The sequence below is a fragment of the Petrotoga sp. 9T1HF07.CasAA.8.2 genome (assembly GCF_002895585.1).
GTDB lineage: Bacteria > Thermotogota > Thermotogae > Petrotogales > Petrotogaceae > Petrotoga > Petrotoga mobilis.
Genome location: NZ_AZRI01000041.1, coordinates 1 through 15908 on the forward strand (window position 1 = coordinate 1; position 15908 = coordinate 15908).

Here is a 15908-nt window from a genome sequence, read left to right on the forward strand (position 1 = left end):
AAGTTCTCTTGCCAATATGACTCGCTTTGCCCCTAGATCTCTCCACATAGAAACACTGGCCCAATTGGTGTTACTTGCTTGAGTGCTTACGATCAAAGGTAAGTTTGATATTCTTTTAACAATATTAAATACACCCAAATCTGAGATTATTACTCCATCCACGCTTAAACTTTCCAAATAATTTACATAATCAGGTAAGAGTTCTAATTCAGAATTGTGGGGTATTGCATTGAGTGTTACAAAAAGCTTCTTTTGTAATTTTCTGGCCAATTTTATTGCCTTTTCCAATTCTTCGTCTTCAAAATTTTTGGAAAATGCCCTTAAATTTAGGATTTTTCCACCAATGTATGCGGCATCGGCACCATAGTGATACACAGTTTCCAATTTTTCGTAGTTCCCCGCAGGGGATAACAACTCAACTTTCTTCATGGTAATAAAAAGTTCACCTCGAATAAATAAGATATTATAAATGTCTCAAATTCTTCCTCACCATTTTTTAAAGATTTCCACTTCATCTCAAAATCTCCCATCTTTGTATTGAATAAGAAACGAAAAATATTGCTGTTGATCATACCTTTTGAGTTTGTTCCATGATCCCAGATATAACTGAAATAACCCTTTTCAAAGGCTAAGGTTAAATCGACACTGTTTATCTTGGAATCTTCCCCATACTTGAAACCAAAAGGATAGTCAAAAAAAATTCTGGCACCAGGTGCGGAAGATAAAGCGATGGTTCTGTAGTATAAATTATCGTACGGATAATCACTCGAAAAAAAGTTATCTTCTATTTCATATCTCTCAGCACCAATTTTAAATTTGGCACCTTCAAAATCAAAGGTCTTTGAAAGTCCTAAACCATAACCACTGCTATTTGTGTCATAATTAAACGCATATTCAGCATCTATATTTATATCCCAAAAAGGGATAATTTTCATGTACCCACCATATACACCCACATCTGATTTTACAAACATATTTACAGGATTGGGTAACTCTCCCGCCACCTGATTCAATGAGCTTAATCCCAAATAAAGTTTTTCGTTTGGATTATAATTTAAACCATTATAAAAAACATTTCTTAAGGCGATAAACTCGTCAGCCATCGCAGCGTACTCTTCTTTTGAAAGCAAAGGCACCATGGATAAAACAGAAAAATCGTAATCTAATTTATCATTAAAAGAATAAGAAATAGCCAACGTATCATAATAAGGAGAGTTATTTGATAAAACGAGGTTGTATTTCATAGTGCCGTATGAAAGAGGGACTCTTCCCAGCAAAAAACTAAGATCTTCTTTATTGTAAGATAAATAAGAATAAGTGGGAAAATCCAAAGAGATATAAACCAAAGATGGAAGGTTGAAAAGATTATAATTTTCGTAAGTAAAGTAAGAGGTATCACCTAACCTGAAATCAGCGATGAACTGTGCATAAAAATAATCGCTATAATAGTTTTTGATTCCGAACGTGAATAAATTTCCGTTTTCTAAAACAAAATCCCTAAACAGGACTTCATTTATTTCTGTACTTCTATACCAGCCTGTAGATAGATTAAAATTATCAATAATTCTGTCTTCGGATTTTAAATCCATCGAAAAGTGGATATAATTTTCAAAACTTTCTGGAGAGCTTTTTAAATCTCCATAAATAGGATATTTTAAATAGACTTCCCCTAGTTTTTTAAAATAGTATTCGGGATCATTTTCTGTTAACAGATTGGCAGATGAGAAACTAAATATTGCCAACAAAATGGTTATTAAAAAAAGATAAAGTTTTTTCATTTAGTATCACTTGATTTTTATCACAAAATATTCCCAAAAGTTTCTAATATAAACAACTATCGGAAGGGCGATAAGAATACCTAAAAAGCTGAATAACTCACCGAATAAAAGTATAGATATTATTATTACAAACCAATGCAAATTTAGAGCATTACTTTGGATTCTCGGACTGAAGAACCACATTTCTAACTGATTGGCAGCGGTTAAAATTACTAAACCTATTATTAGACCGATTAGCCCATTTTCGGTAAAAGCTAGCATCAACAAAGGAACCGCCGAAATAACTACTCCCAAATAGGGTATAAAATCAGTGATCCAAGCCAAGATACCTAAAAAAAGTGCACTTGGTATACCAAAGATGAAGGACATTAACCCAATGAAAGTTCCTACCATTATAGCTGTCAAAAATTGTCCATGTACAAATCTTTCAAACTGTGAGTATGTATCCTTCATAAATTTCAAACCCTTTTCTCTGTCGTTTACAGGGTAGAGTTTCCATAAATTATTCTTCGTGATTGTTTTTAATGAACCTATTGCCGCAGTTGTTACCACCAAAACAATTGCTGAAGTTATCAAACTGGGAATGGATGATAAAAGCTGGTTCATCAAACCTAAGGCAAAATCAGAAAGATTTTTGTTCAAATCGTTGATAAAAGTAACCAACCATTCTGGTAGTTGAGCCAATGCTTCTTCTTGTGGAATTGTTAAAGAGGAAAGCATAGAAAATAGTTTATTGCCTTCACTAATCACAACGGGGAAAAATGTGATCGCTGCATATAAGACTAACCCTAAGACAAGTATATGTGATAAAACGGCAGATAATTTAGAATTCATAATCTTAGAAAATAAATTTTGTGGTGCTTCTATAAGCATAGACAAAAAGACACCCAAAATCAACGCTGCAATAATAAAAGGAGAAAAATGAGCCAAAAACAGAAATAAAACTAAATATATTAGTGACAGCCAACCACCTTGTGACAACAATATTTTCACCATCCATTTATAGAAATTAAGAAACACTTTACGATATATAGTTTTTCCTTTTCTTCAGATAAACATCTCTGATTGCATCTAACTCATTTAAATATTCTGGATCTTTAAAATTAGGGTAAGTGTATTTGAGAGGTTCCCATTGTCCAAAATTGTACATCAAGGTAATCTCAGCATATATACCTTTGCCAATATAAATCCTATTGCCCCAGTGTTTTGTGCTCGCTAAAACAAATTGAGTGTGGTGAAGATAGCCGATGTCTATATTTACTTTTCTTTTACCATCAACCGAAAAGTTATTCTCAATCTCATTCGTTATCAATTTCGCGTCCGGCAAAAAACCGGGAGAACTTAGATATTTAAAACTCACCAACCTTGATTCAATTCGTATATTTTTACCCATTTCTTCGTTATAATAATCTGTAAAGCGCTGAAAATCTAATGAAGAAGAAATATAGTCGATAGGTCCAAAATGTTTTTCGAGCAACTCTTTCAAACTCATTTTATAAAGCCATAAATCAGAATCTCCAGCAGTAAATATATGCGCCAAATAATTTACAAGATCTGGTGCTTTAGTCATTCCCATACGACAAACTCACCTCAAAATCTTCCAGTTTTACAGTATATTTGACAAGTGGTGTTTCTATAACCGTTTCACCTTGGTTACCGTGTATCTCCAAATTTTCTCCAAAAGCCAGTTGAATTTGAATATTCTGGTTTGGTGGAACCACAGTTTTGTTTACATATATTTCAGAAGTTCCCCTATTGATAATATTTAGTGTGTATATATTTCTTTGCAGTATATTATTGTAAAACCTTAAATCTTGGATTAGAAAATAAAGAAAAATTAAGTTAACGATCAAGAATGCTACCATCAAAAATTGAAATATCTTAAGTTTGTTATACGCCGTATCTTTCCTTTCTAGCTGAACTTCTCCCTTTAACTCTTCATCTTCAAAGATTACATTTATCTCTTCATCTAATATAGTACTCAATCTCTTTGCTACATCTGTCAAAGAGACTTTGGAGAAGTACTCAAAGTCTCCATCCATAAGATTTTCTAGGGTGGATACAGGTATTTTTAAATTATCGGCTATTTGTTTTGGGGTATAATTGGATTTCTCAATTAATGACCTAAGGTCTTTGTCAAAATGTGCTTTTATCGTTTTTTACCTCCTCAAACTGACTTTTTAAATTATAACACAATATTGCCTTCGTTAGTCAGCAAAATTATTTTTTACCAATAATGATTTGTAAATTTTAAAATAATAGGGTAAAATAATAATGACCCCGGGTAATGAAATTTTTTTCATAGTTCGTATAAAAATTTATTGTGGGAGGAAATTCCTATGTTTGAAAGAGAAAAAATTCATGAAATAGAAAAGTCAAAAAAAGAATGGGAAGGGAAAAAATTAGAACCTACCTTAAGACGTTTCCCAGAGAGAAAAAAGGAATTTGTTACCTCATATGAAGATGAGATTGAACGGCTTTACACGCCTTTAGATATAAAAAACTTAGATTACATTAAAGATTTAGGCTTCCCTGGTGAATATCCTTTCACAAGAGGTGTACAACCAACCATGTACCGTGGTAAGTTGTGGACTATGCGTCAATACGCAGGATTCGGGTCCGCAGAAGAATCAAACAAAAGATACAAATATTTACTAGAACAAGGCCAAACAGGTTTATCCATAGCTTTTGATCTGCCAACGCAGATAGGATTTGACTCAGACGATCCCATGTCAGAGGGAGAAGTAGGAAAGGTTGGAGTAGCAATAGATTCATTAAGAGATATGGAGATTCTTTTCGACGGCATCCCTCTTGATAAGGTAAGTGTTTCAATGACTATCAACTCAACTGCGATGATTTTATTAGCAATGTTAATGGCTATTGCAAAAAAACAAGGTGTTCCTTATGAAAAGCTCAGAGGCACTATTCAGAATGATATTTTAAAAGAATACATAGCAAGGGGCACTTACATCTTTCCGCCTAAAGAATCCATGAAGTTGATTGTAGATATTTTTGATTATGGAAGTAAAAACCTTCCAAAATTTAACTTAATAAGTATCAGTGGCTATCATATTAGGGAAGCAGGAGCCAATGCTGTTCAAGAAGTAGCTTTCACATTGGCAGATGGAATAGCCTATGTCGAGGCAGCAATTAAAGCCGGATTAGATCCAAATGAATTTGGAAGGAACCTTTCATTCTTTTTTAATGCCCATAACAACTTTTTAGAAGAAATAGCAAAATTTAGGGCAGCTCGAAAATTATGGGCAAGGATTATGAAAGAGCGCTTTGGTGTGACGGATGAAGACGCAATGAAATTGAAATTTCATACCCAGACTGCCGGCTCCACATTAACCGCACAACAACCTTTGAACAACATAATAAGAGTAACAATTCAAGCTCTGGCTGCGGTTTTAGGGGGCACCCAATCACTTCATACTAACTCTTACGACGAGGCTTTAGGACTCCCTACAGAACAATCCGTTACCGTCGCTTTAAGAACACAACAAATCATAGCCCACGAAATTGGAGTAAGCGAAACCGTAGATCCTCTAGCGGGATCATTCGCTATAGAAAAATTAACCTTAGACATAGAAAAAGAAGCTCAAAAATATTTAGAAAAAATAGATGAGATAGGTGGAATGGTAAAAGCCATAGAAACAGGATATCCCCAAAAAGAAATATTAAACAGTGCTTATAAAACACAAAAAAGAATAGAAAATAAAGATCAGATCATAGTGGGAGTTAATGAATACAATTCTGAAAAGAAAGAAAAAATAGATATCCTAAAGGTTGATGAAGAACAAGAAGAAAAGCAAATAGAAAAATTAAAGAATTTAAAAAAGCAAAGAGATAATACAAAAGTAGAACAATCTTTGAACAGATTGAAAAAGGCTGCACTAAATGAGGAAAACTTATTTCCATATGTAATAGAATGTGTAGAAAACTACTCCACAGTAGGTGAAATAACAAAAATTCTAAAAGAAGTTTATGGTGAGTATCGTGAAAGTACTACAATCTAATTATTTTTTTATATTAACCGAACCTTTGCCATACTGAAAGGAGGCAGCTTTGAAATGAGTACAAGAATTCGTGTCTTAATAGCTAAACCAGGGCTCGATGGTCATGACCGAGGAGCTAAAGTTTTAGCAAGAGCACTAAGAGACGCCGGAATGGAAGTAATCTACACAGGCATAAGAAGAACTCCGGAAGAAATCGTTGAAGCAGCAATTCAAGAAGATGTTGATTTAATTGGCTTATCTATACTTTCAGGTGCACACAAGAAGTTATGTCAAAAAATACTAAATTTACTAAAAGAAAAGGAAGCTGATATTCCCGTTACCCTTGGTGGAATCATTCCGGAAGAAGATATCCCGCAACTAAAGGAAATGGGAATAATCGAAATTTTCACCCCAGGTACTTCATTAAAAGATATAATAGAGAAGGTGAAAGATATTGCAATGGGCAGAAAAGTATGAACAATTACTTCCAAAATTTAAAGCCCATAATAACACCGCTTTAGCAAAGATGATATCTCTATTAGAAGACAATTATTCACAAACCTGGGAAATTATTTCTAGATTACATTCGGATATTCAATCAAAAAATTCATATGTAATAGGTGTTACAGGTAGTCCTGGCGTTGGAAAAAGCTCTTTTATTTCAAGATTGGTCTCATTTTATTCCAACAAAGGTCAGAATATCGGAATAATACTGATAGATCCTAGCAGCCCTTTCAGTGGTGGGGCTTTTTTGGGAGATAGGGTAAGAATGTTTGATTTAACCAATGCTTCTAACGTTTACATTAGAAGTATAGCAAGTAGAGGAGCAATGGGGGGAGTTTGCAATTCGATTTATGATATCATTGATGTAATGAAGGCATTTGGCTTCGATACAATAATCATAGAAACGGTGGGAACCGGTCAATCAGAGATCGATATATTCTATGCTTGTGACACAACTCTTTTAATATTATCTCCTGATTCTGGTGATGAAATTCAAATTTATAAGGCAGGAATAATGGAAATAGCCGATTGTTATATTGTCAACAAGATAGATCTTCCTAATTCCAAAAGATTTTTAATGTACTTGGAAAATTATTTAGATTCACGGAACGAAGATCATAAAAAGGTTTTTGGCGTTAGCTCAATTGAAAACAAAGGATTTGAAAAAGTTTACGAATGGTTAGAATCAAACAGAGAATACTTTCAAAACCTTAATTTAAAAGAAAATTTAAGAAAAAAAAGTCGAGTTAAAAACTATCTTTTCCATCTGATAGAAAATTACTTGGAAGGTTATTCTTTAGAAAATCAAGATGCCGATTCCCTTAAAAAAGACGTTATAACATTCATCTGTGAAGAGGAGGGAAACGATGGAGCCAAAAATTGACCACATCGGAATTGCTGTCAATTCCATAGAAGAAGCATTCAAGTTGTATAGGGACCTACTTCACATTGAAAAGAGCACTGAAGAGATCCTTGAAGATAGGGGTATAAAAGTTACCTTTTTGTACATAAAAGATGTTAGAATAGAACTTATGGAGCCTATGAGAGAAGACTCTGAAATATCAAATTTTTTAAAAAAACGAGGCGAGGGATTCCACCACATCGCATTTCAAGTAGATAACATTAAAATGGTCTTAGAAAACGCAAAAAAAATGGGTTACAAAACCTTATCTGATGAGCCTAATCGAGGAGCAGGTGGAAGTTTAGTTTTCTTTTTACATCCAAAATCTGCTAACGGTATTTTAACCGAGTTTGTTGAATATCAAAAATAGCAATTTATGGAACGAAGGGGCGCTGACACGACGTTTTAGAGTTTTCAATTATAGTATAAATATCGCAAATGAGGAGGTCTTATATATGCCAGATGAAGAACTAATTCAAAAAATAGAAGAGTTGAGAAAAAAGAAAGACTCCCTTCTTGTGGGAGGGGGAGAAGAGAGAATAGAAAAACAACATAAAATGGGTAAGTTAACCGCCCGTGAGAGAATAGACGCTCTTGTAGATGAAGGTACTTTCGAAGAAATCGATATGTTAGTTAAACATAGATGTACATACTTTGATTTAGATAAAAAAGAGTTTCCATACGATGGAGTTGTCACAGGATTTGGAGAGATCAACGGCAAAAAAGTTGCAATTTTTTCCCAAGATTTCACCATTCAAGGTGGATCCCTTGGAGAAATGCATGCAAAGAAAATAATGAAATTACAAGATTTGGCTATGAAATACGGTATACCTTTAATCGGAATAAATGACTCTGGCGGAGCTAGAATACAGGAAGCTGTTGATGCCCTATATGGTTACGGTGGAATCTTTTATAGAAATACCCAGGCTTCTGGTGTAATTCCTCAAATAACCGTTATAGCTGGCCCGTGTGCAGGAGGGGCAGTTTACTCTCCAGCGATAACTGATTTTGTAATTATGGTGGATCAAACTTCACAAATGTTTATCACAGGCCCTCAGGTTATAAAAACTGTGACTGGAGAAGATATTGATAAAGAGAATCTTGGAGGGGCAAAGATTCATAACTCCAAAAGTGGTGTTGCGCACCTTTTGGCAAAAGACGATGGGCAAGCCATGGAACTTGTCAGAAAGCTGCTTTCTTACATACCTTCAAACAATGTTGATCCTGTAGAACCCACTGATTACGATAAAAATTATGAATTACCCGAAGAAATAAAAGAAATAGTTTCACCTAACCCGAAAAAAAGTTACGATGTAAAAGATTTAATCAATTTAGTATTTGATCCAGAGTCTTTTTTTGAAATTCATCCTCATTTTGCCAAAAATATTGTCGTAGGCTTTGCGAGATTGGAAGGAAAATCTGTGGGGATAATAGCCAATCAACCAAAAATCTTGGCAGGTTCTCTCGATATCGATGCTTCCGATAAAGCAGCCAGATTTATAAGATTTTGTGACTCTTTTAATATACCTATTATCACCTTTGTTGACACACCTGGATACTTACCAGGAGTATCTCAAGAACACGGTGGAATAATTAGACATGGAGCAAAGCTATTGTATGCTTATTCTGAATCCACCGTTCCTATGATCACAGTAATTTTAAGAAAAGCCTATGGTGGGGCTTATATTGCAATGGCTTCACAACATTTGGGCGCTGATTTTGTGTTTGCATACCCAACAGCGGAAATAGCTGTTATGGGATCAGAGGGTGCCGCAAACATTATCTTCGCTAAAGAGATTGAAAGTTCTGAAAATCCCGAAGAAACGAGAAAAAGACGCGTTGAAGAATACAAAGAGCGGTTTGCAAATCCCTATGAAGCAGCTTCTAGGGGCTATATAGAAGATGTTATAGAACCCATCGAAACAAGAAGAAAGTTAGCTACTTCTCTTTCCATAGCTTACTCAAAAGTAAAACCGACTCCATCTAAAAAGCATGGAAATATTCCGTTATAATGGAGGAATAATTATGAAAAATGTATGGATTATTTCATTACTGGGAATATCTATAGTCTTTCTATTGCTAATAATTTTAATGGTGATCATTTGGCTTTTCCGTTTTTTCTTTAAAAGTAATACTAATAATTCGTCAGGTAAATCAAGTTTAGAAAAACCTCAAAAAGAGTACATAAAACCACCACAGGTCAAAAGGATTGAAAATGACGAGAAAAGTGATGAAGAAGAACTGTTTGCTATCGTTTCGGCTATAAGTAGCTATCTTACTCATAAAGAATTCAAAATTGAAAGCATTAAAGAAGTTTCAAATAAAGAGTTGAAATCGGAAAGGGAAATTAAAACAAGGTGGATGAAACACCAACCTTCTATTTCTTGGAGACCTTATTACAACAAAAAGTGGAGGTAAAGTAAATTGAAAAGAAAATTCAAAGTTACGATAAACAATAAAACCTATGAGGTAGAAGTTGAGGAAATAGACTCTGAAATTTCTAACGAAGAAAAAATAAAAGAAACAGAAGAAAGAACCCTTGAAAAAGAGGAATTTAGTGAGTCTCCTAAACCTGTTTCTGAGAAAAAAGCCGAAAAAAAGGGCAAGAAAAAAGTTGAGAAAAAACAACAAGATGAAGAGGAAAAAGTCCCTGAGGAGCCAAATAAAAGGCAAACAGACTCAGGTTATGAGGTCAAAGCTCCTCTTCCAGGAGTAATTAACGAAATAAATGTGAAAGAAGGACAGAGCGTTAAAGCTGGAGATAAGCTTGTCATAATCGAAGCAATGAAGATGGAAAATGAAATACCAGCCGAAAACGACGGTATAGTTGAAAAAATTTTGGTAAAAAGAGGGGACAACGTCGAAGGTGATCAAACATTAATGATCATAAGGTAAAAACTTTTAATCTCCAAAGTGGAAAGGGGGCACATGTCTCGATCAAATGAATGAAACTCTAACTTTGAAAATAAGACGATTTGTGATATCCATTATAATTTTTGTTCTAATAGTCTTTACAGGAACGGTAGGTTATATGATACTGGAAGATTGGGCTTTTTTAGACTCTCTATTTTTTACTATAATCACCTTGAGTACAGTTGGATACGATATACCTGCCGATCTATCGGGAGTTTCACATATATTTACAATGGCATTGATCCTCTCTGGAATAACGGTAGTTTTATACTCTCTTTCAACCCTAACCTCCTTCATTGTTGAGGGTGAGATGAGAAACGTTTTGGAGGTAAGAAAAAGAATGAAAAAAATAGATGGTATGAATAATCATTATATTGTTGTAGGAGCCGGTAAAACGGGATTTTTTGTCTGTCAAAATCTGTTAAAAGAGAAAAAAGATTTTGTCTTGTTGGATAAATCAGAAGAAAGAGCACAACAATTTCTAAAAGAAATAAATGAGGAAATTCCATATTTTATTGGTGACGCAAAAAATGAAACGGTGCTGGAAGAAGTTGGAGTCAAAAGAGCCGATAGCATCATATTAACCCTTCCTTCCGATGTAGATAACTTGTTTGTTGCTTTAACGGTGAAAAGTATAGTACCTAAAATCAACATCATCTCAAAAGTCAACGATCCCGAATCGGTGAAGAAACTATCTTATGCTGGAATCAACAAGATCGTTCTTGAATCTGAAATCTCTGGCAATAGATTAGCCTATCTGGCAACTCGGCCAAACATTGTATCATTCCTTGAGACGATTATTCATACACCAGAAAAAGATTTACAGCTGGAAGAGGTTGATATACCCAAAAACTCTTGGGTAATTGGTAAATCCCTTAAGGAAATAGCCCTACCCGACAAGGTAGATATGATTGTGATAGCCGTAAGAAAAAAAGATAATAACAGTATATTCAATCCTAAAGCAAATACCATAATAGAAGAGGGAGACGTGATAATAGTACTGGGGGAAGATTCTAAAATTAAAAGATTGCGAGAGATAGTTGAACAAGAAAGTTACCAGCTAAGCTGAGGGGGGTATAAAATGAATAAAAAAGCTTTGACTTCCATTTTAATGATTCTTTTACTTTTTTCGTTTGGATTTTCAATAACCTTAAAACTTGACTTTCAAGGAATATATGATAATTATGAAGAAACTCTCACTGACAGGATAGGTATAAAGTTATACAATTATACTCCAAATTTTGGTATCACAAGCGAATTAGCCTTCTACAACGATGATAAGTATTATTTTTATGAGTCAGATTACTATTGGGATCACTACTTTCTGATAGAAAACAGTTATATTACCCTTAGAAACGATGATCAAACACTTGAATTGAGTGGTGGTATAAAACAACTAAAAGATGAGGTAAACTCTCCTTATTCATTGTTCTTTTCTTCCAATAATATTCCCCTCGTTAATTTAGATGTGGGTTATGAAGATGAACATTTCTTTTTTGAAACCATGTGGGTTCAATTGGTAAGTGAAAATAACAGAAATTTTGATACCTCGAAAGCAATGAATTACAAAACGTATGGACTGAAATTTGGCAATTTCAGGGTGGGCTATCAAGATGTGCTCGTTTACAACAGGACTTTTGACATTTTTTATTTTTTAAATCCAATGCCCGCATATTTTGCTCAAGAAATTAGAGCTGTAGGAAATGGTATGCCTTGGTCGGAAAATATAAACGATAACTCAATAATGGGATTTTTCTTTGATTACAAAGACTCTACTTACTATATCTACTCTCAACTATTAGTAGACGATTTCAACGCAAACAGATTCTTCAATCCCCAGGGCACACAAACTCCCGACAAAGTAGCTTTTTCTTCAGGATTAAACCTAGCAAGCAACCTGGGAACTTTTGGTGTTCACGGTGCCTTTGCAACCCAATACACTTTTCAACCAGGATGTGGGAACAGTAGTTACACTATCTATCCGGACAGTATTTATTATTATAAAGGTGAGAAGAGGATTATAGATTACACAGATAACTACATCGGATATAAATACGGTGAGAATACTGTTTCTTTCCTAGTTGACTACGATTACTTGTATAATAACTGGCTCAACCTTTATTCTTCTTTTGAAACGGTGTTTTCTGGAAGTAAATCCCCAACGGAGAATACGGCTCCAGATGAAGGTACCTATCTTTTGGATGATCCACTTTTGGAAAAAAGATATGTGTATACCATAGCAACAAACTTCTATTTTAACAATTTAGAGTTTAACCTATCAGCTGATATGGGAGTAATACAAAATAAATTAGAATTCAATCAAGTTGCAGATACTTTCGAACCTTCAACTGAAGATGAAAATATTTTAAAAATAAACTTTGGATTTGGTATAGAATTTTAATATAATTTTTAAATAAAAACAATAACCTTATTTAGATTTTCTGTTATAATTGCACATGAAAAAATCCTGCTTCTGATAAGTTCAGAGGCCTAAGACCATAGGAGGAGGTATATAGTGGGAAAAAGATACTACGAAACAATGTTTGTCGTTAGAACAGACATTCCTGAAGAGGAAAGAAATGCTTTGGCAGAAAAGGTAAGAGGTTGGATAGAAGGCCAACTGGAAGGTGAAGTAGAAGAGTTCACGAGGTGGGGTGTAAGGAAATTAGCCTATAGGACTCAAAAAGGTAAATTTACAGAAGGCGATTATACCTACATCATATACAAAGCTGATCCAGAAAAGATTAACCAACTGGATGATCTTTTTAAAGTGAACCAAGAGATTTTTAGGTTTCAAACGATTAGAAGAGAAGATCTTGAGAAAAAAGTAAGAAAAACCCAAAAAGAAGCAAAAATAAAGGTAGAAGAACCAGAAATTTCTGAAGAAATTTAACGAAAAATAGGAAGTGTTTTTTATGTCTATTTCTTATAACAAAGTTATTTTGGTTGGGAGATTGACCAGAGATCCAGAGATACGTTCTACTATGAATGGAAATAACGTTGCAAACTTTCATTTAGCTGTTGACAGAGGTACTTCAAACAATCAAGATGGCACAGATTTCATAAAAATTGTGGCTTTTGGTAAACAAGCGGATTTTGCGTCAAACTATTTAAAAAAAGGGAAATTGATCCTAGTTGAAGGATCGCTTCATATTAATCAATGGACAGATAGAGATAATATAAAAAGAGAAACAGCTGAAATCTGGGCCAATAGAATGAATTTCATGGAAACAAAAAAGGCTCAAGAAGCTAATGAATTTTCTGGTATGCCCATTGCAGTAGAAGAAGGTTTCTCTGATATAGACAATATTTCAGACACCGATCCGATCGAAGAAATAGGTGATGAAGCTTTTCTCGGAGACGACACTTTTTTAGAAGGAGACCTTGATGACCTTGAAAATGATCTTTCTTCAGATAATAAACCTATCTGATCTGAAAAATTTTAGAAATAAGTTTTTTAGGTAAAAGGGTAACTAGAACGAAAATAAAAAATGAGAAAAACGGAGGTTTTAAATAAAATGGCTTACGTTAAAAAAGAAAGAAAAAGAATAAAAAAATGCAAATTATGCAGGGATAATGTTGAATATATTGATTACAAAGATGTCAGAAAATTAAAAGAGTTTATGAACGACAAAGGAAAAATCCTTCCAAAAAGAATAAATGGAAATTGTGCCAAACACCAAAGAATGGTTCGAACAGCGATACAACGTGCAAGAAAAATGATGTTAGTCCCTTACGTGAACGAGTGAGGCTACAATTCATGTTATAAATACAATAGATAGAGGGATTCCTCTATCTATTTTTTTTGAAGATATGTTTTTTACCTAATTATGATAAAATTGTACAAAGGGGTGTTTTGACAGATGAAAGTATTGTTGCTGGAAGATGTAGCTAAATTAGGGAAAAAGGGTGAAATAAAAGAAGTTTCTGATGGATACGCAAGGAATTATTTGATTCCAAAGAATTTGGCTGCTGAAGCAACCGGAGGTTATATAAAGCACATTGAAGAAAGCAAAAAAATAGAAGACAAAAAGAAGGAAAATCTAAGAAAAAGAAGCGAAGAAATTTTAGAAAAATTAAAGGGTACAAAAATAGAAATAAAAGCAAAAGCAGGAGAAAAAGGCAAACTTTTTGGTGCGGTAACAGCTCAAGATATTTCTGAAAAAATAGAGGAATTACTTGATGAAAAGTTTGACAGAACTTGGTTTGATGAAAAGGTAAACATAAAAGAATTAGGAACTCACACTTTAAAAGTCAAACTTCCTCAAGGCGTGAGAGGGGAAATAAAGGTTGAAATAAAACCAGAAAACTAACAAATTTCAATGGGAGTTGTGATAGTTGGAGTTTTTAATAAGATCAAAGGCATTGTATACGACTTGGGTTTTTTACAAACCAGATAGAATACTTTTTGATGCTGGTGAAGGGGTTAGTGCAGAGTTAGGAAACAAAATATATGGAATTGAAAAGATCATTTTAACACACTCTCACGTAGATCATATAGCAGGATTGTGGGGAATCGTTAATACTCGCAATAACGCTATGGGGAACAGAAATAAAAAACTAGAAATTTACTATCCACAGGGATCGGAAAATATTAATGAATATTTAAAATTTATAGGTAAAATGAATAAAAGATTGAGATACGAAATAGATTTTAGGGAAATAACGTTATCTGACACGATCCCTCTTAACAACAAAAGGTTTATAAAACCATTTAAAACAAGACATACCCCTGGGGAAACCTCTTTTGGTTACCAAATTTTAGAACAAAGAAAAAGATTAAAAGAAGAGTACAGAGAACTAAAAGAGTCAGAAATAAAAGATTTAATAATCAATAAAAAAGAAGACATCCTAGAAAACTATACTGCTAACATATTAACCATAAGCGGGGATTCGCTACCTATTCCCCCCAATTTCGCAAAAGATTGTGGAACGCTACTTCATGAATGTACCTTTTTTGATGAAAAGGATAGAAAAATTAGAAACCATACCTCTCTAGCAGAATTAAAAAATTTAATTAACATTTCCAAGCCTAAGAGAGTTATTATATACCATGTCTCAAGTAGGTACAACAGCAAAATTAAGTCAACCAAAGAAGAATTGAATGAAGAATTCCCAGATATACAAATAAATATCGTCCACCCTGAAAAAGTTTTCAAGATCTAATTTTGCTGTTTTTTGCAAAATGGTTTTACTGTGATGTGCAAAAAGGTCTTTTTTGCAATGCTTTAGAAGTAACATCCTAATTCTCATTTGCTTCGCAAATGATGTTTGCAAATGACGTGAGGTGATAATTATGGGTCAATGGGGTGTGTGGGTTATTTTTGCAATAATTTTTGCGATTGCTGAAGCTATACTTCCATCTTTTTTCTTTTTATGGTTCGCCATAGGAGCTGGAGTAGCAGCTATTACATCTTTATTTATTTCATCGGTCGTTTTAAATTTGCTAATATTCTTAATCGTTTCTTTTTTGTTGTGGATCTCAACAAGAAAAATTGTACAAAACATGTACAAAGGTTCTTCTACTATAAAACCTTATCAAGATCAATTTGTTGGCATGAAAGCTAAGGTGGATAAGATTGACGATGAAGGAAGAATCATAGTTAAAATAAAGGGAGACGAATGGAGAGCATTTCCAGAAGATGAAGAAAACTATCTTATTAATGTGGGCGATGATGTTATAATCACAAGAAAAACCGCTAATTTTGTATATATAAAAAAAATCAATGCATCTGAAAATAATCAAAAAAAAGAGACGGGGGAATAAAATTTTTTTAGTGACCACAATTTGAAAAAGAAAGGTGGGGAAAAACA

The 15908-nt window shown here is 33.8% G+C and carries 20 protein-coding genes; 15 read left to right on the forward strand and 5 right to left on the reverse strand.

From position 1 onward, the window contains the following. From X925_RS08585 to X925_RS08605, 5 genes are all read right to left on the reverse strand, one after another. Nucleotides 1–429: peptidase U32 family protein (locus X925_RS08585; RefSeq protein WP_146026696.1), on the reverse strand; the 429-nt coding region annotated here is incomplete at its 3' end. After that, on the reverse strand, nucleotides 426–1778 hold the full coding sequence (locus X925_RS08590; RefSeq protein WP_121959695.1) for a hypothetical protein: 1353 nt from the start codon (nucleotides 1776–1778) through the stop codon (nucleotides 426–428). The genes X925_RS08585 and X925_RS08590, both read right to left, overlap by 4 nt. Nucleotides 1779–1784: 6 nt before the next feature. Continuing rightward, nucleotides 1785–2762 (reverse strand): AI-2E family transporter, encoded by a 978-nt coding sequence (locus X925_RS08595; RefSeq protein ID WP_233187770.1) that lies wholly within the window; start codon nucleotides 2760–2762, stop codon nucleotides 1785–1787. A 37-nt stretch (nucleotides 2763–2799) separates the two neighbouring features. Then, complete coding sequence (locus X925_RS08600; RefSeq protein ID WP_121959696.1) at nucleotides 2800–3354, reverse strand: DUF4416 family protein; 555 nt, start codon at nucleotides 3352–3354, stop codon at nucleotides 2800–2802. After that, nucleotides 3341–3820 carry a hypothetical protein gene (locus X925_RS08605; protein ID WP_146026697.1) on the reverse strand — a complete coding sequence of 160 codons (480 nt, stop codon included), beginning with the start codon at nucleotides 3818–3820 and terminating at the stop codon, nucleotides 3341–3343. The genes X925_RS08600 and X925_RS08605 overlap by 14 nt, the downstream gene beginning before the upstream one ends. Nucleotides 3821–4117: 297 nt before the next feature. Between X925_RS08605 and X925_RS08610 the strand changes: the two genes are divergently transcribed. From X925_RS08610 to X925_RS08680, 15 genes are all read left to right on the forward strand, one after another. After that, on the forward strand, nucleotides 4118–5797 hold the full coding sequence (locus tag X925_RS08610; RefSeq protein WP_121959698.1) for a methylmalonyl-CoA mutase: 1680 nt from the start codon (nucleotides 4118–4120) through the stop codon (nucleotides 5795–5797). A 54-nt stretch (nucleotides 5798–5851) separates the two neighbouring features. Beyond that, the gene (locus X925_RS08615) at nucleotides 5852–6253 is read left to right on the forward strand and encodes a cobalamin B12-binding domain-containing protein (RefSeq protein WP_012208388.1); all 402 of its coding nucleotides are present in this window, start codon (nucleotides 5852–5854) and stop codon (nucleotides 6251–6253) included. After that, nucleotides 6231–7163, forward strand: a complete 933-nt coding sequence (gene meaB / locus X925_RS08620; protein ID WP_121959699.1) for a methylmalonyl Co-A mutase-associated GTPase MeaB — start codon at nucleotides 6231–6233, stop codon at nucleotides 7161–7163. The genes X925_RS08615 and meaB overlap by 23 nt, the downstream gene beginning before the upstream one ends. Beyond that, on the forward strand, nucleotides 7147–7551 hold the full coding sequence (mce, locus tag X925_RS08625; protein WP_012208390.1) for a methylmalonyl-CoA epimerase: 405 nt from the start codon (nucleotides 7147–7149) through the stop codon (nucleotides 7549–7551). Before meaB ends, mce begins: the two co-directional genes overlap by 17 nt. Before the next feature lie 85 nt (nucleotides 7552–7636). Continuing rightward, complete coding sequence (locus X925_RS08630) at nucleotides 7637–9193, forward strand: acyl-CoA carboxylase subunit beta (RefSeq protein ID WP_121959700.1); 1557 nt, start codon at nucleotides 7637–7639, stop codon at nucleotides 9191–9193. Between the two features lie 13 nt (nucleotides 9194–9206). Then, nucleotides 9207–9599, forward strand: coding sequence for an OadG family transporter subunit (locus tag X925_RS08635; RefSeq protein WP_158245449.1), 393 nt, complete (start codon nucleotides 9207–9209; stop codon nucleotides 9597–9599). Between the two features lie 6 nt (nucleotides 9600–9605). Then, entirely contained in the window at nucleotides 9606–10076 is a 471-nt protein-coding gene (locus X925_RS08640; RefSeq protein ID WP_121959702.1) for a biotin/lipoyl-containing protein, read from the forward strand. A 46-nt stretch (nucleotides 10077–10122) separates the two neighbouring features. Continuing rightward, nucleotides 10123–11163 (forward strand): TrkA family potassium uptake protein, encoded by a 1041-nt coding sequence (locus tag X925_RS08645; RefSeq protein ID WP_121959703.1) that lies wholly within the window; start codon nucleotides 10123–10125, stop codon nucleotides 11161–11163. A gap of 12 nt (nucleotides 11164–11175) precedes the next feature. Continuing rightward, a complete protein-coding gene (locus X925_RS08650) occupies nucleotides 11176–12495 on the forward strand; it encodes a hypothetical protein (protein ID WP_121959704.1) in 1320 nt (439 codons plus the stop codon). 114 nt (nucleotides 12496–12609) lie between these two features. Then, nucleotides 12610–12987, forward strand: coding sequence for a 30S ribosomal protein S6 (rpsF, locus tag X925_RS08655; RefSeq protein WP_012208396.1), 378 nt, complete (start codon nucleotides 12610–12612; stop codon nucleotides 12985–12987). Between the two features lie 22 nt (nucleotides 12988–13009). Further along, nucleotides 13010–13525, forward strand: coding sequence for a single-stranded DNA-binding protein (locus tag X925_RS08660; protein WP_121959705.1), 516 nt, complete (start codon nucleotides 13010–13012; stop codon nucleotides 13523–13525). Nucleotides 13526–13612: 87 nt separating this feature from the next. Then, the gene (gene rpsR, locus X925_RS08665) at nucleotides 13613–13843 is read left to right on the forward strand and encodes a 30S ribosomal protein S18 (RefSeq protein WP_012208398.1); all 231 of its coding nucleotides are present in this window, start codon (nucleotides 13613–13615) and stop codon (nucleotides 13841–13843) included. Between the two features lie 114 nt (nucleotides 13844–13957). Beyond that, nucleotides 13958–14407: a 50S ribosomal protein L9 gene (gene rplI / locus X925_RS08670; protein ID WP_012208399.1), complete on the forward strand. Its 450-nt coding sequence runs from the start codon at nucleotides 13958–13960 to the stop codon at nucleotides 14405–14407. A gap of 25 nt (nucleotides 14408–14432) precedes the next feature. Further along, nucleotides 14433–15260 carry an MBL fold metallo-hydrolase gene (locus X925_RS08675; RefSeq protein ID WP_121959706.1) on the forward strand — a complete coding sequence of 276 codons (828 nt, stop codon included), beginning with the start codon at nucleotides 14433–14435 and terminating at the stop codon, nucleotides 15258–15260. Between the two features lie 130 nt (nucleotides 15261–15390). Beyond that, complete coding sequence (locus tag X925_RS08680; protein ID WP_121959707.1) at nucleotides 15391–15861, forward strand: NfeD family protein; 471 nt, start codon at nucleotides 15391–15393, stop codon at nucleotides 15859–15861. Nucleotides 15862–15908: the final 47 nt, after the last annotated feature.